This is a genomic window from Comamonas sp. (assembly GCF_036666375.1).
In the GTDB taxonomy this organism is placed as follows: domain Bacteria; phylum Pseudomonadota; class Gammaproteobacteria; order Burkholderiales; family Burkholderiaceae_C; genus Comamonas.
The window spans coordinates 1-21,041 of sequence record NZ_JAVWWA010000014.1; the positions used below are offsets into that span (position 1 = coordinate 1).

Below are 21,041 nucleotides of genomic sequence, written 5' to 3' on the forward strand. Positions count from 1 at the left end.
GGCCGAATTCCTTCATCAAGGCGCGTTCCTTGGCCTTGCTGATCTTCATGCGCAGCGGCTTGACCTTTTCGGTCGTCGTCGTGGTCGTGGTTTCGACGGCTTCGACTTCGCCTTCCAGATCGGACTCGATGTCCGACAGGTCGGTGTCGTCCATGTCGTCGCCGTCTTCCTTGGACTTGGGCTTGCGGCCGCGCTTGGCCGGCGTCTTGTCGGCAGCAGCCACCGCCTTCTTGGCCGCGGGGGCCTTCTTCACGGCGGGTTCGGCGCCGTCTTCGGCCGCAGCCTTGGGCTTGCGGCCGCGCTTGGCGGGGGCGGCTGCCGCGAGCAGGGCGTCGGCGGCGGCGATGAGTTCAGCAGAGGTCTTGGTGGCCACGGATTTGACTTTCTTGGCAGCAGCTGGGGGCTCAGCCGCTGTTGGGGTCGCAGATGTTACGGTCTTGGCCGATGCCTGGGGCACGGCCTTGGCAGCTGCGGTTGCAGGCACAGATTTTTCGGAATTTGCAGCGGGGCCAATGGCAGACTTGGGCAACTTCGGGGACTTTGGAACAGGCATGGACACCTCGGATTCAAAATCAAACACACAAAGAAAACACAAGCGCCTAAGATTCCGGCGCAATGGATGCGATCCCGCCATAGGCAGGTTGAGCATCCGGAGAAAGATCTCCCGGGCAAGATGTCTGGGCGAACATTTGGGGTGCAGTCCTTGCGGTAAATTGGGTCCATGCAGTTGCTGCAATGACGTGTTTTTCACGTTGACCCGGTCCGGAGGTGCTGCTGTCGCTCTTGCCGCTAGCCTTTAATTATATCTTTGTCCAGCGATTTCAAGAGGGGTTGCGCGTTTCATTTTCTAAAAATTGTAAGCGAGTGTATATATCTCGCAGTTGCTGTGCGGCATGGGGATCGGTGGAGATCGCCATCGCGACCGTATGGGTCTGCTGCTTGAGGTGGTCGATCAGCACGCGGTTGAGCACGCCGCGCAGTTCACGGCGCAATTCGGGCAGCTCGCCTTCAGGCTGGGCATGCGGGCCGGTCATCAGGCGCTCGGCCAGGGGCGCCACGCCCGCGTCCATGCATTCCTGCAAGCGCTCGCGCAACACGGCCCAGGGCTGGGCGCCATATTCCTGAAATTGGGCTTCGAGCCACGAAAACAAGTGACCGTGCGGCGCGCCGCAGCGCGCCAGCGCGTCGAAATCCTCGTGCGTGAGCTCTTCCATGAATTCCATGTGCGCCATCAGCAGCCGCGCGGCCTGGTCGGTCTTGGTGGCGGGTGCGCCGCGCGGACCGCGCGAAGCGGCGTCGAAACGGTTGGCGGGCTGGCGGTCGCGCCCCCAGCTGCCTTTTTCCCATTTCTTGCCCTTGCCCTGCGGCGGGCTCCAGGCGCCGCTCTGGCTGCCGGCGTTGTAGCCCCCGCCTTGGCCGCCGCTGTAGCCGCCCGCGCCGGGCGGCATGTCGTTGCCCCAGTCCATGTCGGGCGCGGCGCCCGCGCTGAAACCACCGGCGTCATGGCCGGGCGCGGCGGCGCTGCGCATGCCGGGGCGCGCGGGCTCCTTGCTCCAGAGCTCGCTCAGATCCTGCAGCTGCAGCTGCGCCAGCTCGGCAATTTCAGCGATCAGCTGGCGCTTGAGCACGCCGTCGGGCAGCAGCGTCCACAGCGGCCTGGCATTGCTGGCCATGTGTGCCCGGCCTTCGGGCAGTCCCAGGTCGCAGCCTTCGCTGGCGGCGTCGATCAGAAAGCGGCTCAGCGGCTTGGCGTCGCCGACCTGGCGCGCAAACGCATCGGTGCCGAATTCGCGGATGAAGCTGTCGGGGTCGTGCTCGGACGGCAGGAACAGGAACTTGAGGCTGCGCGTGTCGGTCGCGTAGGGCAGCGCGGCTTCGAGCGCCTTGTGCGCTGCGCGCCGGCCCGCGCCGTCGCCGTCGAAGCTGAACACCACGGCGTCGGTGAAGCGGAACAGCTTTTGCACATGGTCGGGCGTGCAGGCCGTGCCCAGCGTGGCGACGGCATTCGCAAAGCCCAGCTGGGCCAGCGCGACCACGTCCATATAGCCTTCGGTGACCAGCGCATAGCCCATTTCGCGCAGCGCGTTGCGCGCCTCGTACAGGCCGTAGAGCTCGCGCCCCTTGTGGAACACCGGCGTTTCGGGCGAGTTCAGGTACTTGGGCTTCTCGTCGCCGAACACCCGTCCGCCAAAGCCTATGCATTCGCCCTTGACGTTGCGGATGGGAAACATCAGCCGGTCGCGAAAGCGGTCGTAGCGCTTGTTGTCTTCCTCGTTGACGATCACCATGCCGCTTTCGTGCAGCAGCGGGTCGTCATATTGGGCAAACACGCTCGCCAGGCTGCGCCAGCCTTCGGGCGCATAGCCCAGGCCGAAGCGCGCGGCCGTGGCGCCCGAGACACCGCGGCCCTTGAGATAGGCGATGGCGTGCGGCGAGTCCTTGAGATGGCGGCGGTAGGCATCGCCGGCCTTCTCGAGCACGTCGGTGAGCGTTGCCTGCTTTTCCTTTTGCGCGGCCTGGCGCTGGCGCTCCTGGGGACTGATGTCGTCCTGGGGCACGACCAGACCGACCTGGCCGGCCAGGTCCTGCACGGCTTCTATGAAGCCCATGCCCGCATGCTCCATGAGGAAGCCGATGGCGTTGCCGTTCTTGCCACAGCCGAAGCAGTGATAGAACTGTTTGGAGGGGCTGACGCTGAACGACGGCGACTTCTCGCCATGGAAGGGGCAAAGCCCCATGAAGTTCGCGCCGCCTTTGCGCAGCTGCACATAGCGGCCGACGATGTCGACCACGTCCACGCGGGACAGCAGCTCTTGGATAAACGATTGGGGAATGGACACCGGGCGTATTTTGAACTATCCGGCGCTAATTTGGCTGCTCAGGGGCAAGGTGCGGCGCGCGCAGCAGCTGATCGGCATGGCCGCGCATCCAGCCGGCGAGCGAATCCAGCGTGGGCCGCAGGCTCCGGCCCAGCGCGGTGATTTCGTATTCCACGCGCGGCGGCACTTCGGCGTAGACCGTGCGGCGCACCAGGCCGCGCTGCTCGAACAGGCGCAGCTGCTTGGTCAGTTCCTTTTGCGTGATCGGCGCGATCGCGCGCTGCAGTGCGCTGAAGCGCACGGGCGCGCCAATGACGATCAGCCGGTACAGGATGGGAATCGCCCATTTGCCGGAAATCAGGTTCACGAAGTCCACCATGGGGCAGCGTTGCGTGTCGGGAGAGTTCATGGCTATTCATCCGCCTGTTTAGTATCCAGTATCCAAATGGTGCCTACTATGCAAAGGATACTATTGATTGAACAATGCGGCTTTGTTTCTTCTGGGGATTCAAGGACATGGCCAGACTTCAAGGCAAATACGCTCTCATTACAGGCGGCACGGGCGGCATAGGGCTGGAGACCGCACGCCAGTTTCTCGCCGAAGGCGCGACGGTGGCGATCACCGGCCGCAGCGAGGCGGCGCTGTCGGCCGCGGGGCGCGAACTTGGCGATCGGGCGCTGCTGCTGCAAAGCGATGCGGGTGACATTGCAGGCCAGCGCGTGCTGGCGCAGCAACTCGCGCGGCACTGGCCGCGCCTCGACGTGCTCTATGCGAATGCGGGCGATGTGACGCATCGCCCGCTGCAGGATTGGGACGAAGCCGCCTACGACCAGCTCATGGGAGTCAACCTCAAGGGCCCGTTCTTTCTGCTGCAGGCCCTGCTGCCGCTGCTGGCCAATCCCGCGTCGGTGATTCTTTGCGGCTCGGTCAGCGCGCATATCGGACTGCCGCAAAGCAGCGCCTACGCCGCGAGCAAGGCCGGGCTGCTGTCGCTGGCGCGCACGCTGTCGGGCGAATTGTGGGAGCGCGGCATACGCGTCAACGGCCTGAGCCCCGGGCCCACCGAAACCGCGGCGCTGGGCAAGCTGGGTCTGCCGCCCGAAGAGGAAGCGGCGCTGCGCGATCAAATACGCAAGCTGGTGCCGATTGGCCGGCTGGGAACGCCGCTGGAACTGGCCAAGGCCGCGGTGTTTCTGGCCAGCGACGAGTCAAGCTATGTCGTGGGCACCGAGCTGCAGGTTGACGGCGGAGTGGGGAATCTGTGAAACGCTGGAAATAAAAATGGCCCGCACCTTGCGATGCGGGCCGGTCTCCTCCGCCCCGGTACATGCCGGGGTGGTCCTCTGTTGTCTGTTGATTCCGGGCCGATTTTCTCGCCACCGCCGGGGCCGGCGAAAGCGGCGGGGCAGGGCGTCATGCGGGAACGAATGCAATTGTAGGAAGCTCCCGGCCTTGCTGCCAGGCTTTTATTTTAATAAATGATGTTTTATATAAGACATGAGACTTGGATAGCTGAAGTCTGCCGGTGTCCTGAATATTTATTCTCTTAAGTAATTGTTTTATCAGCTGATTTTCTTGTTTCAGAAAATGCTGAAACACCTGGATTGAATGAATCAGCTCAATTCTTGAGAGATTCAAGGGGGCAATGGTGTGGTGAAAAGGGGTATTCAATGCCCTGACAAAGCTCAGGATGAATGGCTTTTCGCTGCGGCATTAAGTTTGATTGCGCGGGCATGAGGATGGGCCGTTCATGGTTCAACGGGCGCGCCTGGCGAGGCTCGCCACGAGCGGGCCGCGGCAAAAGATGAACGACCTGACCTCAATGCCCCGTGGACGAAGAAAACAGCTGGATCACCAGCACGCCCGCAATGATCAGCCCCATGCCGATCAGCGCCGCGGCGTCCAGCGTCTGGCCCTGCCAGAACCAGGCGATGGCCGAGACCAGCACGATGCCCGCGCCCGACCAGATCGCATAGGCCACGCCCGTGGGCACGGTGCGCAGCGTCAGCGACAGGAAGAAGAAGGCCAGCGCATAGCCCGTGGCCGTGATCAGCGAAGGCCACAGCCGCGTGAAGCCTTCGGCGCTCTTGAGGAAAGAGGTCGCGATGACTTCGCAGACGATGGCCAGCGCCAGATACAGATAGCTGATCGACATGGATGTCAGAGCGCTGCGTAATCGCCCGTGCCTTCGGGCCAGGGCGTGAGCACTTCGTAGCCGGTCTCGGTCACGCAGACCATGTGCTCCCATTGGGCCGACAGCGACTTGTCGTTGGTGATCACGGTCCAGCCGTCGCTGAGCTCGCGCGTCGCGGCCTTGCCGGCGTTGAGCATGGGCTCGATGGTGAAGATCATTCCTGGCTCCAGCCTGAGGCCCTGGCCGGCCACGCCGTAGTTGAGCACGTCGGGCGTGTCGTGGTAGATCTGACCAATGCCGTGGCCGCAGTATTCCTGCACCACGGTGAAGCGTTCGCGTTTGGCCACGCTTTCGATCGCATGGCCGACATCGCCCAGCGTCGCGCCGGGGCGCACGGCCTGCACGCCTGCGCGCATCGCTTCATAGGCGGTGCGCACCAGGCGCCTGGCCTGGGCGCGCGGCTCGCCGACCATGTACATGCGGCTGGTGTCGCCGAACCAGCCGTCCTTGATCAGCGCCACGTCGACATTGACGATGTCGCCGTCCTTGAGGATGTCGCGGTCCGACGGTATGCCGTGGCACACCACATGGTTGACCGAAGCGCAGATGGTCTTGGTATAGCCGTGGTAGCCGATGTTGGCCGGAATGCAGCCCAGAGTGTCGACGATGTAGTCGTGGCACAGCTTGTCGAGATCATTGGTGCTGACGCCGGCGCGCACATGGGGCACCAGCATGCGCAGCACATCGGCGGCGAGATGGCCCGCCTGGCGCGACTGGGCGATGTCGGACAGGGTATGGATGGGCGTGGAAATGGAGCGTTTCATTGCGCGGCTCCAGGCGTCTGTTGGGCCTGCAGGCGCGGCGGCACGGGCAGCGCAAACGACGCTGGCGTGCTCGCGTGCTGGATCAGCAGCTGGCAGATGTCGGAGTAGGTCAGCTGCGGATGGAGTTCGGCCATCATGCCGACCCGCAGCCAATGTTCGGCCTGTGCGTTGATGGAACGGCTCAAGGCCGTGCTGGCGGTGCGCACGCTGTCATGCAGTGCGTCGGATATTTTGACGATTCCCATGCGGCGCGATTATACGTTCCATTACGTTTCGTATACTGCGCGTCATCGATCACAGCAGCCATTCGATCGGCAGCCAGCCCAGCAGCCGCAGCCAGGCGCGTTCGAACCAGCGGCTTTCGGGCTCGGTGTGGTGGATCGGCGCCGGGTTGCCGGCACCGCCCTGCCATTCGAGCCGGCCTTGCGCGTCGAGGCGCACGCGCCAGCTGCGCAGCGGAATCTGCTGCTCGAAAGCGTCGGACACTTGGCCGGCAAGCCGCGGGCTGTCGATCACGAAACCCAGCTCGGTATTGAGCAGCGCCGAGCGCGGGTCGAAGTTGAACGAGCCCACGAACACGCGTTGCGCGTCGATCGCGAACGTCTTGGCGTGCAGGCTGGCCCCCGAACTGCCCAGCGGTCCCGAGCCCTGTTCCTCGGCCGCCTCGCCGGGGCCGGGGCGCATTTCATAGAGCTCCACGCCTTGGTCCAGCAGCGCCCGGCGCCAGCGCGCATAGCCCGCATGGACTATGGCCACATCGGTCGCCTGCAGCGAGTTGGTCAGCACGCGCACGCGTATGCCGCGCTGGCGCAGCTGCGCGAACGCCGCGACCCCGGCCTGCGTGGGCACGAAGTAGGGCGAGACCAGATCCAGCGAATGCTGCGGCGTGCCGATGATGGGCGCGAGCTGCGTCACCAGCAGCCCTGGGGGTGTGGCCCGCCCCAGGCCCTTGGCCGGGTCGTCGCTGACCATGCGCACGCGCGCCCATTCGAGCGGCAGAACGCCCTGCAGCAACTGCTGCAGAAACGGCGTGCGCACCACGGCGCTGCGGTAATTCTGCGTCGCGGGCGCGGCGGCGGCTTGGCCGAGCCTGGCATCCAGGCGCTGGCGCTGGTCGGGGTGGGACGGCAGCAGCGGCGCCACGGGATAGGATGAGTCGCTGGCCCAGTAGCGGTCGAAGTCCTGCGAGACTTCGGGAACGATGGCGCCCACGGCCAGCACGTCGAGGTCGGCAAACAGCACGCCGTCGGTCGCGCCGAAATATTCGTCGCCGATGTTGCGCCCGCCTATCACCGTCGCCTGGTTGTCGGCGGTCAGCGACTTGTTGTGCATGCGCCGGTTGGCGCGCGCGAAATCGGTGAGGTAGCCCAGGGCCTTGGGCCGGCGCACGACCATGGGGTTGAAGAGCCGCACCTCGATCAGTGGGTGCTGGTCGAGCGCGCTCCACTGCGCATCCAGCCCTGAAGTGCCCACGTCGTCAAGCAGCAGGCGCACGCGCACGCCGCGCCCGGCCGCGGCCAGCAGCTCCTGCGTCAGCAGCGCTCCGGTGGTGTCGTCGTGCCAGATGTAGTACTGCACGTCTAGCGTGCGCTGCGCGGCGCGCATCAGCAGCGCGCGCGTGGCAAAGGCTTCGAGCGGATCGGACAGCGCGTAAATGCCGCTGAGTCCGGCATGGGCGGCGATCTGCGGGGCGAGCGCCCGGCCCAGCGGGGTGTCGGCGGCAGTTTCGTGCACGAGCGCCGCGCTTGCCGTCCGGTGATCGAGCGGCGGCAGACTGCAGGCGCTGAGTGTGCTCAGCGCGCTGCATGCGGCGAGCAGCAACACCGGCCCGGGCCGGTGCCAGCCGGAACGCACAAGGGGAAGCGCCATGCCTCAGTTGCCCATCACGCTGCCTTCACGGCGCGCGTCGGAGCCGCTGAACCACATGGGCTGGCCGTGGGCGCTGCCGCGCACGATCACCTGCAGGCCGCTGGTCATCTCGATCTGCTGGACCGCACCGCCGCGTGCCTGCAGCGCCCGCACCGTGGCCGCGGGAAAACGCTGCTGCTCGAGTTGCGTCGGGCCGCCGATGTTGCCGAAGTTGGGCAGGTCTATGGCCTGCTGGGGCATCAGCCCCCAGTGCAGCATGGCGTAGAGCGCCTTGCCGGTGTAGTGGATGATCTGCGCGCCGCCGGGGCTGCCGGCGCTGGCGAGCAACTGGCCCGTGGCGTTGTCGAACACCAGCGTGGGTGACATCGACGAGCGCGGGCGCTTGCCGGCTTCCACGCGGTTGGCGACGGGGGCGCCATTGGCGCCGCGCGGGCTGAAGCTGAAATCGGTCAACTGGTTGTTGAGCAGAAAGCCGCCGCTGCGCGGGCGTTCGCTGCCCAGGCTGGTGTTGACCATGCGGCGCGCGCCGAACTGGGCTTCGATGGTGGTCGTGAGCGCCAGCGCATTGCCATGGGCGTCAACGATGCTGATGTGGCTGGTGCCGTATTCGGGCTGCTGCGCCATGGGCGCGAACGACACGCGCGCGGGCTGGGGCGAAGGCGTTCCGGCCGCGGCCGTGGGCATGTGACGCGGGCCTATGAGCTGGGCGCGCTGGCTCAGATAGCCGGGCGCGAGCAGGCTGTGCCAGCTGCCGGCCGGCGGCGGCACGAAATCGGGGTCGGCGAGATAGAGCGCGCGGTCGGCATAGGCCAGGCGCGCGGCTTCGCTGTAATAGTGCAGCCACTCGGCGCCCGGCAGGCCGTCGTCGCCCAGCGGCATTCCGTTGGCGGGCGTCTGCTGGAGCATGCCCAGGATCTGGCCTATGGCGATCGCGCCCGAACTCGGCGGCGGAAAGCCGCACAGCCGGTAGCTGTGCTGGCTTGCGGGAATCCGCACTTGGTAGTCATGGCACAGCGGCTGGCGCTCGCGCGGCTGGTAGCCCGAAAGATCGGCCAGGCTCAGCCGGCCGGCGCCGCCCGGATGGGTGCGCACGGCGTCGACGATGGCCCGCGCCGTCGGGCCTTCGAGCAGGCCGCGCGAACCCTCGGATGCAATGCCGCTCAGCACCTGGGCCAGCTCGGGGTTCTTGAGCAGATGGTCTATGGGCCAGGGCTTGCCCGCGGCGTCGTAGAAATAGGCGCGCGCCACGGGGTCGCGCGCCAGCAGCTTGTCGTTGCCCAGCAGCGTATGCAGGCGGTGGCTCACGGGGAAGCCATTCTCGGCCAGATCGATCGCGGGCTGAAACAGCTGCGCCCAGGGCAGCTTGCCATGCACGCGGTGGGCCTGCTCGAGCATGCGCACCGCGCCCGGCACGCCCACCGAGCGCCCGCTGGCCATGGCGGCGTTGAAGGCCAGCGGCTTGCCGTCGGCCTGCAGGAAAAGCTTTTCATCGACGGCAGCAGGCGCGGTTTCGCGGCCGTCGTAAGCCTGCACCTTGTCGCCCTGGGCATGCAGCAGAAAGGCGCCGCCGCCTATGCCGCTGGACTGCGGCTCGACCAGCGTCAGCACCATCTGCACGGCAATCGCGGCATCGAGGGCCGAGCCGCCGGCGCGCAGCATGTCGTAGCCGGCCTGCGTTGCCAGGGGATGGCCCGAGGCAACGGCGAAGTCCTGCGTGGCCCAGCCGGGCTTCTCGCTCCAGCCCGATGCGGCTTCGGGGGCGCTGGCGGCGGACGCGGCGGCATCGTCCGCAGGCAGATGGCCGCAGGCGGCAAGCAGCGCGGCGGCAAGCAGGCTGGTCGCCACTGCCGCGCGCTGCCAGGAATTCAAACGGGTCGGTTCGGGCGCGTGCGGCAGCATGGATTCACCTCATGGCAATAGTTTGATGAACAGCTGAATCATCGCAGCATTCACGATGTCGATGAAAAACGCCCCTACCATGGGCACGATGAGGAACGACTTGTGCGAGGGGCCGTACTGGTTGGTGATGGCCTGCATGTTGGCGATTGCGGTGGGCGTGGCACCCATGCCGAAGCCGCAGTGGCCCGCGGCGAGCACGGCGGCGTCGTAGTCCTTGCCCATCATGCGGAACGTCACGAAGGCCGCGTACAGCGCCATGGTCAGCGTCTGCGCGAGCAGGATCACCATCAGCGGCGCGGCCAGGCCGCTGAGTTCCCAGAGCTTGAGCGACAGCAGCGCGATCGCCAGATAGACCGACAGGCCCACATTGCCGAACAGGTCGATCGCACGGTCGAACACCTGGAAGTTGAACAGGTAGTTCAGCGTGTTGCGCAGGATCACGCCGCCGCCCAGTGCCCAGACGAAGGTCGGCAGCTGGAAGAACGTGCCGCGGGAAAAGGCGGTCATGAACTCCGCAAAGCCCAGACAGGCGGCAAACAATGCAAGCGTCTCGATTGCCGCCTCGGTGGTGATCAACCGGACTTTCTGCGGATTCTCGAAATTCGCGTCGCTGGACTGCGCGGCCGTGGTGTCGGCGGCCGAGGCCGCGGGGTTGGACAGGCGGTGGCGCGTGATCAGGCCCTTGGCCAGCGGGCCGCCGATCAGGCCGCCTATGACCAGGCCGAAAGTCGCGCAGGCAATGCCCAGCGTGACCGCGCCTTGCACGCCATGCTCGGTTTCAAGCACCACGCCCCAGGCGCCTGCCGTGCCGTGGCCGCCGACCAGCGTGATCGAGCCGGCGATCAGGCCGATCAGCGGGTCCAGCCCCATGATCGTCGCCAGACCCATGCCTACCGTGTTCTGCACCAGGATGAAGACGGCGATGATCACCAGAAAGAACACCAGGCCGGTCCCGCCTGCGCGCAGCTTGGCGAAGTTGGCGCTCAGACCTATCGATGCGAAGAACAGCAGCATGAAGCCGGTCTGCAGCTCGCTGCTGAACGTGAAGGAGTAGCCGGTGAATTCGTGGATGGTGAAAATCACCGCTGCCGCGAGCAGGCCGCCGGCCACAGGCTCGGGAATATTGAAGTCGCGCAGGAAACGGATTCTGTGGACCAGGAATTTGCCGGCCAGCAGCACCAGGGCTGCGCAGATAAGGGTGTAGTAGGTGCTGAAGCTCAGTTGCATGCGGGATTTTCTGGGGGGAGCGAGGTGACTGCGCGCCCAGCCGCGGCGCCGGGCGTCAAGGCCCGGCACGCGGTGCGCGGCCTGGGGCAGGCGCGCGCGGCGCCAGCCGGGAAAAGGCGCGCAGTGTAGCACTCACTTTGCGGCCCGCTCAGAGCCAAAGCCCACAGCGGCGGCAGCTGTTTCCCCGTCAGCTCATCGCGTCAGCACCAGCTTGCCCATCACGGCGCGCGAGCCCATGCGCGCATAGGCGGCCTGCAGCTCGGCCATGGGCATGGTGGTGTCGATCACGGGCTTGATACGGCCTGCGCGGTACCAGTCGAGCAGCTCGGCCATCATCGCGGCGTTGGCCTGGGGTTCGCGCCGCTGGAACTCGCCCCAGAAGACGCCGACCAGCGATGCTCCCTTGAGCAGCGCCAGGTTCCAGGGCAGGGCGGGAATCGGGCCGGCCGCGAAACCGACCACGAGGTAGCGGCCGCGCCAGGCGATGGAGCGGAACGCGGGCTCGGCCAGATCGCCGCCCACCGGGTCGTAGATCACGTCCGGGCCCTTGCCGCCGGTGGCAGCCTTGAGGGCTTCGCGCAGGTCGCTGCTGCTGTAGTTGATGGTCGCGTCGGCGCCCAGGGTGGTGCACAGCGCGCACTTCTCGTCGCTCGAGGCCGCGGCAATCACGCGTGCGCCCGCGGCCTTGGCGATCTGGATCGCTGCCGTGCCCACGCCGCCGGCCGCGCCCAGCACCAGCACGGTCTCGCCGGCGCGCAGCTGCGCGCGGTCGATCAGCGCGTGGTGGGAGGTCGCGTAGGTCATGATGAAGGCCGCGGCATCGACCAGCGGAAAATCAGCGGGCAGCGGCAGGCAGGCCGCGGCCGGCGCAATCACATGGCTGCCGAAGCCGCCCGTGCCCGTGAGGCAGGCGACGTTCTGGCCAACGGCCAGATGCTCGACGCCCGCGCCCACGGCGCGCACCACGCCCGCGTACTCCGAGCCCGGCACGAACGGCAGCGGCGGCTTGATCTGGTATTTGTTCTGCACGATCAGGATGTCGGGGAAGTTCAGGCTTGCGGCCTTGATCTCTATGAGGACTTCGCCGGCCTGGGGCTGGGGCGTAGGCAGCTCCGTCCATTGCAGGGAATCGACGCCCGTGGGCGTGGTACACAGCCAAGCATGCATTCAGGTCTCCTGTCGTTTTGTTGCCTGAATGATAGAAGCGAGTGCCTGCCTGAGCTTGTCCCTGCGGCGACGGGTCGGAGGGCGCCTACAATCCGCTCCATCCCATGAAAATCCTCATTTCCAACGATGACGGTTATCAAGCGCCCGGACTCGTGGCGCTTTATGAATCGTTGAAGACCATTGCCGATGTGGAGGTGGTCGCTCCTGAGCACAACAACAGTGCCAAATCGAATGCCCTGACGCTGCACTCGCCTTTGTACGTGCACCAGGCCCCCAACGGCTTTCGCTATGTCAACGGCACGCCGGCCGATTGCGTGCACATCGCGCTGACCGGCCTGCTGGGCTACCGTCCCGACCTCGTGGTGTCGGGAATCAACAACGGCGCCAATATGGGCGACGACACGATCTACTCGGGCACCGTGGGCGCAGCCATGGAAGGCTACCTGTTCGGCGTGCCGGCGATCGCGTTTTCCCAGGTTGACAAGGGCTGGACCGAAATCGAAGCTGCTGCAGCCAAGGCGCGCGAAATCGTGCAGCAGATGCAGGCCCAGCAGCTCGTGGGCGACACGCCCTGGCTGCTCAACGTCAACATCCCCAATATGCCGCTCGCGGCCATGCGCTCGCTCAAGCTGTGTCGGCTAGGGCGCCGGCATGCGGCCGAGCGGGTCATCACCCAGGAAAGCCCTCGAGGAGAAGTCATGTACTGGATCGGCAGCGCGGGCGCGGCAAAGGACGACGCCGATGGCACGGATTTCCATGCCACGGCCCAGGGCCATGTGGCGATGACGCCGCTCAAGGTCGATCTGACCGACCATGACAATCTGCGCTACTGGGCGCAGACCGCGGCGCGCATGCTTGACCCCACCGACAAGGCGTCGACGCCGTGACGCAGCGTCCTCCCGGTTTCCCCTCGTGGATTGCGTCTTCGGCCAGTCCTTCCGCCGCCAAGTCCGGAGCCAAGCCAAGCGCCAAGCCCGGTGCCGGCCAGTCCGCGCGCGCGCCTGCAGCCATGCCCATGCCCATGGGCGTAGGCCTTGATTCGATTGCCGTGCGCAGCCGCATGGTGCAGCGGCTGGCACAAGGTGGTGTGAATTCGCAACAGGTGTTGCAGGCCATGTCCAGCGTCGAGCGCCACCATTTCGTCGACAGCGCGCTGGTCAATCAGGCCTATGAAGACACGAGTCTGCCCATAGGTCTGGGCCAGACGATCTCCAAGCCCAGCGTGGTCGCGCGCATGACTGCGCTGCTGCTGGGGGCCGAATGCGCACGCAACGGCCTGGGCCGCGTGCTCGAGATCGGCACCGGCTGCGGCTACCAGGCGGCGGTGCTTGGGCGCGTGGCGCAGGAGGTCTATTCGATAGAGCGCCTGCGCGGTCTGCACGAGAAAGCCCGCACGAATCTGCGCCCGCTGCGGCTGGCGCATGTGCATCTGCTCTTTGGTGACGGTATGCTAGGTTATGCCCAGGGAGCGCCGTATGCGGGAATTCTCGCCGCCGCGGGTGGCGACGCCATTCCCGATGCCTGGTGCGAGCAACTGGCCGTGGGCGGTCGTCTGGTCGCGCCCATGGGCAACGGCGCCGGCGGGCAAAGTTTGTTGGTCATTGACAAGACGCCCTATGGGCTCAAAAGGACGGTTCTCGAGGCAGTGAACTTTGTCCCACTAAAATCTGGTATTGCCTAAAAGGGATTGCTTATGTTGGTATCGCGAAGTCTTGGGGCTTGGGGATCTGTGCTGCTTGCGGGTTTTGTGCTTGCAGGCTGTGGTTCACAAGTGAACAGGGCTCCAGTGGAAGATCGGGGCACGGCTGCCTCGTCGGGAGGCTCTATGTCGTCGGCACCGGCCGCCAAGCCCTTGCCCGGCGCTGAAAATGCGGGCAAGCCCGGTTATTACACGGTCCGTCCCGGTGACACCCTGATCCGCATCGGATTGGAAACCGGCCAAAGCTGGAAGGACATTTCCCGCTGGAGCAATCTGGAAAATCCCAACCTGATCGAGGTGGGGCAGGTGCTGCGCGTGGTGCCGCCGGCGTCTTCGTCGTCGTCGGGCATGGCGCAGTCGTCGTCCGGCGACTCCGGCAGCGGCCGCACGGTCGCGCCTGTCGTGGTCTCCGGTGGCGATGCCACCGTGACGCCGCCGGCCACCGTGAGCCCGGCTCCGGCCACGCCGGCCAAGCCCGCGGCTTCGGCGCAAACCGGTGGCGACGATGATCTGGGCTTCATCTGGCCGGCATCGGGCAGCCTGATCGCGGGCTTCGACGAAGCGCGCAACAAGGGCTACGACATCGCCGGCAAGGCCGGTGACCCGGTGCTCGCGGCAGCTGATGGTCGCGTGGTCTATGCCGGCGCCGGCCTGCGCGGCTACGGCAACCTGATCATCCTCAAGCACAACAACACCTACCTGACGGCCTACGCGCACAACCAGACCTTGCTCGTCAAGGAAGACCAGAGCGTGCGCAAGGGCCAGAAGATCGCCGAAATGGGCAGCACCGATGCCGATCGCGTGAAGCTGCATTTCGAAGTGCGTCGCCAGGGCAAGCCTGTCGATCCGTCGCGCTACCTGCCTTCCCGTTAATGCGCTGCGCGCAGCCGCCGTCCGTCGGGACGGCGCTGTGCCGCGCTCCACCCCTACATCATGAACTCTCATTCTCTCGAGCCGGATTCGTCTCTCAGTGAGGAGTCTGGCGCGCTGGAAGAAGAAGTTCTCGAAACGCGCCAGGCCCCGGTCAGCCTGGCCCAGCACGGCACACGCCTGGACAAGGCGCTGTGCGCGCTGGTGCCCGAATTCTCCCGCAGCTATCTGCAGCAACTGCTGGCGCTGGGCGCGGTCCAGCTCAACCAGCGCGTGGTCGAAAAGGCCGCGCTCAAGGTCAAGGCCGGCGACCAGTTGCAGATCGAGATGCGGCCCACGCTGCAAAGCCAGGCCTTCCAGCCCGAAGACCTGCCCATCGATGTCGTCTACGAAGACGCGCATCTGCTGGTCATCAACAAGGCCCCGGGCATGGTCGTGCATCCCGCGCCCGGCAACTGGAGCGGCACGCTGCTCAATGCGCTGCTGGCGCGCGACCCGGGCGCGGCTGTCGTGCCGCGCGCGGGCATCGTGCACCGGCTCGACAAGGACACCAGCGGCCTGATGGTGGTCGCGCGCGACCGCCTGACCATGGATGCGCTGGTGGCGCTGATCGCCGAGCGCAACGTCAGCCGCCAATACCTGGCGCTGGCGCACAAGCCCTGGCTGGGCGCCAGGACCTGCACGGTGAACCGCCCCATAGGCCGCGACCCGCGCAACCGGCTGAAAATGGCCGTCGTCGATCTGGGCCTGCACGCGGGCAAGACCGCGCAGACCGATTTCGCGCTGCTGTCGGGCTGCACCGAAGGCGCGCTGGTGCATTGCACGCTGCACACCGGGCGCACGCACCAGATTCGCGTGCACATGGCGTCCATAGGCCACCCGCTGGTCGCGGACACCACCTACGGCGGCCATCCGGCCGCGGGCATGCAGCGCCAGGCCCTGCATGCGTTCCGTCTGGCGTTCGTGCACCCCATGACCGGCAAGTCGCTGGAGTTCCGCGCGCCGCTGCCGGCCGACATGCAGGCAGCCTGCGATTCCTGGGGCTTAGCGCAGGACGCCTGAGCATTTTGCGCGGCCTGGGCTACAATTCGCCCCAGGTTCCGGTGTGCGCCGCGCGAGCGCCATGCCCGGATCACGCTGACGCACCTGCGTTTTCGCCTGTCTCCCCAGCCCCGCCACACCGGGGCGCGTTACCCCGAGTCGCTGCACGATGAATACGGTCGATGCCAAACGGGTTCTGGAAACTGCTCTGATATGCGCGCCTTTACCGGTCTCCGTGCGAGACCTGCGGGCGCTTTTTGACGATGCACTTGGAACCGACACTGTCAAAGGTCTGCTGCTGGAGTTGCGCGACGACTGGGCGCTGCGGGGCGTGGAGCTGGTGCAGGTGGCCTCTGGATGGCGCTTTCAAAGCCGTCCCGAGATGCGTGTGTATCTGGATCGTCTGCACCCCGAGAAGCCGCCACGCTATACGCGTGCGGCGCTCGAGACGCTGGCGATCATTGCCTACAAGCAGCCGGTCACGCGCGGCGACATCGAGGACATACGCGGTGTCACCGTGAACAGCCTGCTGATCAAGCAGTTCGAGGACCGCGGCTGGGTCGAAGTCATAGGCCATCGCGAGACGGTGGGGCGGCCCGCGCTGCTCGCAACCACGCGGCAGTTTCTGGACGATCTGGGATTGCGCTCGCTGGACCAGCTGCCCGCGATGCAGGCAGGCGTGCCGCAGCCAGACCTTTTCAAGGCGCTGGATGAGAACGCAGCAGCCGCCGCCGCGCCCGAAACGGCAGCGGTCGCGGCAGAGGAATCGGACGGCGGTGACGCGCCGCAGACGGCCGCGGTGCAGGGCACCACGGGCCTAGACGGGCAGGCTTCGCTTTTGCCCCAGGTTTGAACAAACAGGGTCTCGCAGTGATGCGACACAGGAAAAAAATGATGAATGATTCGACGGCGGATAAAGACGGCAACCCCAACGCGGTGCCTCCCGTGCCTGATGCAGACGAGCCAGCGCGCCCTGCAGCACGCCAGCGCCCCCAGCCACGCCCACGTCCCCAGCAGGTCAAGGGCGCGTTCGGCAAGGGCCCGCGCCGCGCCACCGCGGTGGCGCCCGTAGCGCCTGCCGCGGCCGCGCCCGCGCCCCAGGACGGCTTTGATTTTGCCGATGTGGTTTCGGGCGAGCTCGACGCCCAGGAACAGATCGAGGACGCCGCGCTGCCCAAGCGCGTGCTCACGCCCCAGGCCGAGTCGCCCAAGCTGCACAAGGTGCTGGCCCAGGCCGGCATGGGCTCGCGCCTCGAGATGGAAAAGCTGATTCTCGAAGGCAAGATTTCGGTCAACAAGGAACTGGCCCACGTGGGCCAGCGCGTGCAGTACGGCGACCAGATCACGGTCAACGGCAAGCCCATCCGCTTTCGCATCGAAGCGCCCGAAGCGCGCGTGCTGGCCTACCACAAGCCCGCGGGCGAAGTCGTGAGCCATGACGATCCGCAGAACCGCCCCACGGTGTTCCGCCGCCTGCCGCGCCTGCACCAGGGCAAGTGGCAGTCCATCGGCCGGCTCGATCTGAACACCGAAGGCCTGCTGCTGTTCACCAACTCGGGTGATCTGGCCAACAACCTGATGCACCCGCGCTTCGGCCTGGAGCGCGAGTACGCGGTGCGCGTGCTCGGCGCGCTCAACAAGGAAGAAAAGCAGCGCCTGCTCGACGGCGTCAAGCTCGAGGATGGCGAAGCTTCGTTCGGCTCTATCGAGGACGGCGGCGGCGAAGGCGCGAACTGCTGGTACCGTGTGACGATTTCCGAAGGCCGCAACCGCGAAGTGCGGCGCATGTTCGAGGCCGTGGGCCACGCCGTGAGCCGGCTGATCCGCATCCGCTACGGCGCGATGCTGCTGCCGCGCGGTCTCAAGCGCGGAGCGTTCATGGAACTCGACGAGAAGGACATCCAGGCACTGCGCCAGGCGGCCCGCGTTCCTGCCGAGAACCCCGAAGGCGAAGGCGAGCAGCGCCCGCCACGTGGCACGGGCCGTCCGGCCAACCCCCGGGGTACGGGCGGTGCTGGCCGTGCGCCGGCACCGGCACGCAAGGGCGGCGGCATTTTTGCTGCGCGCACCGCCGCGCCGCGTCCGGGCCGCAAGCCCACGCAGGCCAGCGAAGTGCAGGCCGATCCGCTCAAGACCGAACCCGGTTTCATTGGCGAGGACAGCCTGTCGCGCGCGCGCAAGGAAGCCAAGCGCGCCACGGCGCAGCGCCGCGGTCGCCGCTGACAGTCCCCGGTGGAGAGTCAGGTGTATGTCCGAGATCGCTAGAATAAGAGGTTTTGTTGTTACCGACAAAAATCTTTAAAACCCTCAAGGAAAACCAAATGGCTATCGAACGCACTCTCTCCATCATCAAGCCCGACGCCGTTGCAAAGAACGTCATCGGCCAAATCTACGCCCGCTTCGAAGGCGCTGGCCTGAAGATCGTCGCTGCCCGTCTGGTGCAACTGTCGCGCAACGAAGCTGAACAGTTCTACGCTGTGCACGCTGCACGTCCTTTCTTCAAGGACCTGGTCGACTTCATGATCTCCGGTCCCGTGATGATCACGGCCCTGGAAGGCGAAAACGCGATTCTGACGAACCGCGAACTGATGGGTGCAACCGACCCCAAGAAGGCTGAAGCCGGCACGATCCGCGCCGACTTCGCTGACAGCATCGACGCCAATGCAGTGCACGGCTCGGATGCTGCCGAAACCGCGGCAGTGGAAGTTGCTTTCTTCTTCCCCGGCCTGAACATCTACTCGCGTTGATCGCCTGGACGCTGTGCAGCGAAAGACCTCCGGGTCTTTTGCTGCCGGCGCCTTGCGGCCGGCGTGGACCCGCATGCCGATATGACTACCAACCTACTTGAATTTGATCTCGACGGACTGTGCGCCTATTGCGAACAGCTCGGGGAGAAGCGTTTCAGGGCGACGCAGCTGTTTCGCTGGATTCACCAGCGCGGTGCGAGCGACTTTGAACAAATGAGCGATCTCGCCAAGTCCCTGCGCGAGAAGCTCAAGGCGCGTGCCCATGTCACGGCGCTGCCGGTCATCACCGAGCATGTGTCCCAGGACGGCACCGTCAAATGGCTGTTCGATGTGGGCGATGGCAATGCGGTCGAAGCCGTGTTCATCCCCGAGGACGACCGTGGCACGCTGTGCATTTCGTCCCAGGCCGGTTGCGCCGTGGGCTGCCGTTTCTGCTCCACGGGCCACCAGGGCTTCAGTCGCAATCTGACGACGGGTGAAATCCTCGCCCAGCTGTGGTTCGCCGAACATGCGCTGCGCAAGCGCCTGGGCGTGAGCGAGCGCGTCATCTCCAACGTGGTGATGATGGGCATGGGCGAGCCGCTGCAAAACTACACGGCCCTCGTGCCCGCGCTGCGCGTGATGCTCGACGACCACGGCTACGGCATGTCGCGCCGGCGCGTGACGGTGTCCACATCCGGCGTCGTTCCCATGATGGACCGCCTGGGCCTGGACTGCCCCGTGGCGCTGGCCGTGTCGCTGCACGCGCCCAACGATGCGCTGCGCGACGACCTCGTGCCGCTGAACCGCAAATACCCGATCAGCGAGTTGCTGGCCTCGTGCCAGCGCTACCTCGAGCATGCGCCGCGCGACTTCATCACTTTCGAATACTGCATGCTCGACGGCGTCAACGACCAACCCGAGCATGCCCAGCAACTGGTGAATCTGGTGCGCAGCCATGGCAACGGCCGCCCATGGTGCAAACTCAACCTGATTCCGTTCAACCCGTTCCCGGCCTCGGGACTGCTGCGCTCGCCTTCGGCCCAGGTGACCGAGTTCGCGCGCATCCTGACCCAGGCGGGCATCGTGACCACCGTGCGCAAGACGCGCGGTGACGACATCGACGCGGCCTGCGGCCAACTCGCCGGCGACGTCAAGGACCGCACGCGCGCCGCGGAGCGCATGGCAAAACGTCGCACAATCATGATTGCTCCTTCTCCCTGAAGGAGCCATAAGGCTTACTGCATGAATCCTGGAAAAATCGGACGGCAAGGTTCCTACCTGGGCTGGGGCTTCGCAGCCTGCCTGGGGCTGGTGCTGCTCACCGGCTGTGCGGGTGGTCCGCGCGGCATCGACGGCGGCACGCATGCCGACCTCGTCACGCCTTCCGACGAATCCGATATACGCCGCCGTGCACGCATACGCATGGAGCTCGCGGCGAGTTATTTCCAGCTCGGCAGAACCGAAGTCGCGCTCGACGAAGTCAAGCAGTCGCTCGCGACCGATCCCAACTATGCCGAAGCCCACCAGCTGCGCGGCCTGATCTACATGCAGCTCGGCGATGCCGAGCTCGCCGAGGACGGTTTTCGCCGCGCGCTGGCGCTCGCGCCGCGCGATGCGAACGTGCTGCACAACTACGGCTGGCTGCTGTGCCAGCAAAAGCGCTATGCGCAGGCCGACCGGCTGTTCAACGAGGCGCTCGAGCAGCCGCGCTACCAGGCCAGGGCCAAGACCTGGATGGCCAAGGGCCTGTGCCTGCAGAGCGCGGGCCAGGTCAAGGCCTCCGAGGAAGCATTGTTCAAGGCCTATGAAATGGACGCCGGCAATCCGGTTGTCGCTTACAACCTGGCCAACGTGCTGTATGTTCAGGGGGATGTGACGCGTGCCCAGTTCTATATCCGCCGCCTGAACAACAGCGAGCAGGCCAACGCCGAGTCGCTGTGGCTGGGCATCAAGGTGGAGCGTGCGCTGGGAGACCGGCTGGCGATGGAGCAGCTGGCCGGCCCGCTGGGCAGGCGTTTTCCGGAATCGCGCGAGTGGTTGGCCTATCAACGGGGTGCATTCAATGAGTGAGAGAGAGTTGCAGATGTCCGGTGTTTTGGAGACGCAACAGAGTGAGGCGCCAGCGCGCGCCAGCGCCGGCCAGCAGCTGCGCAGCGCGCGCGAGGCCGCGGGCCTGCATGTGGCCGCGCTTGCGGGCGCGCTCAAGGTGCCGGTGCACAAGCTCGAGGCCCTCGAGGCCGACAATTACGCGGCTTTCCCCGATACCGTGTTCATGCGCGCGCTGGCTTCCAGCATCTGCCGCAGCCTGGGCATGGATGCCCAGCCGGTGCTCGACCAGCTGCCGCGCAACGCGCCCCAGGGCCTCAATCCCCAGCGCACGCATTTGAACGCGCCCATCAAGGAGCGCGCAGGCAAGAGCGGCGGCGGCATGACGGCCGGCAACAGCGGTGTCTCGACCAAGGCGGTGGCCGCGGTGGCGGTGCTGCTGATCGGCGCTGCAGCCGTTTATTTCCTGCCCAGCGGCATTCTTGACCGCGACGACAGCGGTCAAGACGCGCCGGCGACGGTGAGCCAGCCTGTCGACGCTGCGGCCGTGCAGACACCGGTGGCGCCTGCGGTCATCGATACGCCGGCGGCAGCGCTGCCCGCCGAGCCCGCGGCCGCAGCGCCGGCTGCCGCAGCACCGGCTGCCGCAGCATCGGCTGCCGCACCTGTCGCCGCCGAAACGCCTGCGCCCGCCGCCGGTACGCCCGTTGCCGGTA

20 protein-coding genes and 1 pseudogene are annotated in these 21,041 nt (G+C 66.1%); 11 read left to right on the top strand and 10 right to left on the bottom strand.

The annotated features are described in order from the left end of the window. The 3 genes and pseudogenes from RR928_RS05315 to RR928_RS05325 form a co-directional block, all read right to left on the bottom strand. Positions 1-373 (bottom strand): annotated as a pseudogene (locus tag RR928_RS05315) (RNA polymerase sigma factor RpoD); the annotation flags it as partial. 448 nt (positions 374-821) lie between these two features. Continuing rightward, complete coding sequence (gene dnaG / locus RR928_RS05320) at positions 822-2,840, bottom strand: DNA primase (RefSeq protein WP_332535053.1); 2,019 nt, start codon at positions 2,838-2,840, stop codon at positions 822-824. 25 nt (positions 2,841-2,865) lie between these two features. Next, positions 2,866-3,228, bottom strand: coding sequence for a winged helix-turn-helix transcriptional regulator (locus tag RR928_RS05325; protein ID WP_332535055.1), 363 nt, complete (start codon positions 3,226-3,228; stop codon positions 2,866-2,868). A gap of 107 nt (positions 3,229-3,335) precedes the next feature. Here RR928_RS05325 and RR928_RS05330 point away from each other — a divergent pair, with 107 nt between their 5' ends. Then, on the top strand, positions 3,336-4,085 hold the full coding sequence (locus tag RR928_RS05330; RefSeq protein WP_332535057.1) for an SDR family oxidoreductase: 750 nt from the start codon (positions 3,336-3,338) through the stop codon (positions 4,083-4,085). 554 nt (positions 4,086-4,639) lie between these two features. Here RR928_RS05330 and RR928_RS05335 read toward each other — a convergent pair. The 7 genes from RR928_RS05335 to RR928_RS05365 all read right to left on the bottom strand — a co-directional run bounded on the left by RR928_RS05335 (position 4,640) and on the right by RR928_RS05365 (position 11,940). Continuing rightward, the gene (locus RR928_RS05335; RefSeq protein ID WP_332535059.1) at positions 4,640-4,975 is read right to left on the bottom strand and encodes an SMR family transporter; all 336 of its coding nucleotides are present in this window, start codon (positions 4,973-4,975) and stop codon (positions 4,640-4,642) included. A 5-nt stretch (positions 4,976-4,980) separates the two neighbouring features. Further along, complete coding sequence (gene map, locus RR928_RS05340) at positions 4,981-5,778, bottom strand: type I methionyl aminopeptidase (protein WP_332535060.1); 798 nt, start codon at positions 5,776-5,778, stop codon at positions 4,981-4,983. Continuing rightward, complete coding sequence (locus RR928_RS05345) at positions 5,775-6,023, bottom strand: ParD-like family protein (RefSeq protein ID WP_332535062.1); 249 nt, start codon at positions 6,021-6,023, stop codon at positions 5,775-5,777. Before RR928_RS05345 ends, map begins: the two co-directional genes overlap by 4 nt. Positions 6,024-6,072: 49 nt before the next feature. Beyond that, positions 6,073-7,647: a phospholipase D family protein gene (locus RR928_RS05350; protein ID WP_332535064.1), complete on the bottom strand. Its 1,575-nt coding sequence runs from the start codon at positions 7,645-7,647 to the stop codon at positions 6,073-6,075. A gap of 3 nt (positions 7,648-7,650) precedes the next feature. After that, complete coding sequence (locus tag RR928_RS05355; protein WP_332681694.1) at positions 7,651-9,546, bottom strand: gamma-glutamyltransferase family protein; 1,896 nt, start codon at positions 9,544-9,546, stop codon at positions 7,651-7,653. A gap of 9 nt (positions 9,547-9,555) precedes the next feature. Continuing rightward, positions 9,556-10,773 carry a sodium/glutamate symporter gene (gene gltS, locus RR928_RS05360; RefSeq protein WP_332535067.1) on the bottom strand — a complete coding sequence of 406 codons (1,218 nt, stop codon included), beginning with the start codon at positions 10,771-10,773 and terminating at the stop codon, positions 9,556-9,558. Between the two features lie 192 nt (positions 10,774-10,965). Next, on the bottom strand, positions 10,966-11,940 hold the full coding sequence (locus RR928_RS05365) for an NADPH:quinone oxidoreductase family protein (RefSeq protein ID WP_332548043.1): 975 nt from the start codon (positions 11,938-11,940) through the stop codon (positions 10,966-10,968). 104 nt (positions 11,941-12,044) lie between these two features. On the opposite strand from RR928_RS05365, the gene surE reads away from it, so the two are divergent. From surE to RR928_RS05415, 10 genes are all read left to right on the top strand, one after another. Beyond that, complete coding sequence (gene surE / locus RR928_RS05370) at positions 12,045-12,827, top strand: 5'/3'-nucleotidase SurE (RefSeq protein WP_332535070.1); 783 nt, start codon at positions 12,045-12,047, stop codon at positions 12,825-12,827. Next, positions 12,824-13,621 (top strand): protein-L-isoaspartate(D-aspartate) O-methyltransferase, encoded by a 798-nt coding sequence (locus tag RR928_RS05375; protein WP_332535071.1) that lies wholly within the window; start codon positions 12,824-12,826, stop codon positions 13,619-13,621. The genes surE and RR928_RS05375 overlap by 4 nt, the downstream gene beginning before the upstream one ends. Before the next feature lie 12 nt (positions 13,622-13,633). Further along, entirely contained in the window at positions 13,634-14,512 is an 879-nt protein-coding gene (locus RR928_RS05380) for a peptidoglycan DD-metalloendopeptidase family protein (RefSeq protein ID WP_332535073.1), read from the top strand. A 60-nt stretch (positions 14,513-14,572) separates the two neighbouring features. Beyond that, positions 14,573-15,571: an RluA family pseudouridine synthase gene (locus RR928_RS05385; protein WP_332535074.1), complete on the top strand. Its 999-nt coding sequence runs from the start codon at positions 14,573-14,575 to the stop codon at positions 15,569-15,571. A gap of 148 nt (positions 15,572-15,719) precedes the next feature. Further along, positions 15,720-16,403, top strand: a complete 684-nt coding sequence (scpB, locus tag RR928_RS05390; RefSeq protein WP_332535075.1) for an SMC-Scp complex subunit ScpB — start codon at positions 15,720-15,722, stop codon at positions 16,401-16,403. A 41-nt stretch (positions 16,404-16,444) separates the two neighbouring features. Then, positions 16,445-17,773 (top strand): pseudouridine synthase, encoded by a 1,329-nt coding sequence (locus RR928_RS05395; RefSeq protein ID WP_332681698.1) that lies wholly within the window; start codon positions 16,445-16,447, stop codon positions 17,771-17,773. 98 nt (positions 17,774-17,871) lie between these two features. Next, positions 17,872-18,297 (top strand): nucleoside-diphosphate kinase, encoded by a 426-nt coding sequence (gene ndk, locus RR928_RS05400; protein ID WP_213304770.1) that lies wholly within the window; start codon positions 17,872-17,874, stop codon positions 18,295-18,297. Positions 18,298-18,378: 81 nt separating this feature from the next. Continuing rightward, a complete protein-coding gene (rlmN, locus tag RR928_RS05405) occupies positions 18,379-19,500 on the top strand; it encodes a 23S rRNA (adenine(2503)-C(2))-methyltransferase RlmN (protein ID WP_332681701.1) in 1,122 nt (373 codons plus the stop codon). Positions 19,501-19,521: 21 nt separating this feature from the next. Beyond that, the gene (pilW, locus tag RR928_RS05410) at positions 19,522-20,349 is read left to right on the top strand and encodes a type IV pilus biogenesis/stability protein PilW (protein WP_332548041.1); all 828 of its coding nucleotides are present in this window, start codon (positions 19,522-19,524) and stop codon (positions 20,347-20,349) included. A gap of 13 nt (positions 20,350-20,362) precedes the next feature. Beyond that, a partial coding sequence (locus RR928_RS05415; RefSeq protein ID WP_332548040.1) for a helix-turn-helix domain-containing protein occupies positions 20,363-21,041 on the top strand: 679 nt, incomplete at its 3' end.

Bases quoted from the DNA above. Each gene is read 5' to 3' on its own strand.
- RR928_RS05365 (WP_332548043.1), bottom strand. From the start codon at position 11,940: ATGCATGCTTGGCTGTGTACCACGCCCACGGGCGTCGATTCCCTGCAA.
- RR928_RS05325 (WP_332535055.1), bottom strand. From the start codon at position 3,228: ATGAACTCTCCCGACACGCAACGCTGCCCCATGGTGGACTTCGTGAAC.
- RR928_RS05395 (WP_332681698.1), top strand. From the start codon at position 16,445: ATGAATGATTCGACGGCGGATAAAGACGGCAACCCCAACGCGGTGCCT.
- pilW (WP_332548041.1), top strand. From the start codon at position 19,522: ATGAATCCTGGAAAAATCGGACGGCAAGGTTCCTACCTGGGCTGGGGC.
- RR928_RS05335 (WP_332535059.1), bottom strand. From the start codon at position 4,975: ATGTCGATCAGCTATCTGTATCTGGCGCTGGCCATCGTCTGCGAAGTC.
- gltS (WP_332535067.1), bottom strand. From the start codon at position 10,773: ATGCAACTGAGCTTCAGCACCTACTACACCCTTATCTGCGCAGCCCTG.
- RR928_RS05330 (WP_332535057.1), top strand. From the start codon at position 3,336: ATGGCCAGACTTCAAGGCAAATACGCTCTCATTACAGGCGGCACGGGC.
- RR928_RS05350 (WP_332535064.1), bottom strand. From the start codon at position 7,647: ATGGCGCTTCCCCTTGTGCGTTCCGGCTGGCACCGGCCCGGGCCGGTG.
- RR928_RS05355 (WP_332681694.1), bottom strand. From the start codon at position 9,546: ATGCTGCCGCACGCGCCCGAACCGACCCGTTTGAATTCCTGGCAGCGC.
- RR928_RS05345 (WP_332535062.1), bottom strand. From the start codon at position 6,023: ATGGGAATCGTCAAAATATCCGACGCACTGCATGACAGCGTGCGCACC.
- RR928_RS05385 (WP_332535074.1), top strand. From the start codon at position 14,573: ATGAACTCTCATTCTCTCGAGCCGGATTCGTCTCTCAGTGAGGAGTCT.
- map (WP_332535060.1), bottom strand. From the start codon at position 5,778: ATGAAACGCTCCATTTCCACGCCCATCCATACCCTGTCCGACATCGCC.
- RR928_RS05380 (WP_332535073.1), top strand. From the start codon at position 13,634: ATGTTGGTATCGCGAAGTCTTGGGGCTTGGGGATCTGTGCTGCTTGCG.
- surE (WP_332535070.1), top strand. From the start codon at position 12,045: ATGAAAATCCTCATTTCCAACGATGACGGTTATCAAGCGCCCGGACTC.
- rlmN (WP_332681701.1), top strand. From the start codon at position 18,379: ATGACTACCAACCTACTTGAATTTGATCTCGACGGACTGTGCGCCTAT.
- ndk (WP_213304770.1), top strand. From the start codon at position 17,872: ATGGCTATCGAACGCACTCTCTCCATCATCAAGCCCGACGCCGTTGCA.
- scpB (WP_332535075.1), top strand. From the start codon at position 15,720: ATGAATACGGTCGATGCCAAACGGGTTCTGGAAACTGCTCTGATATGC.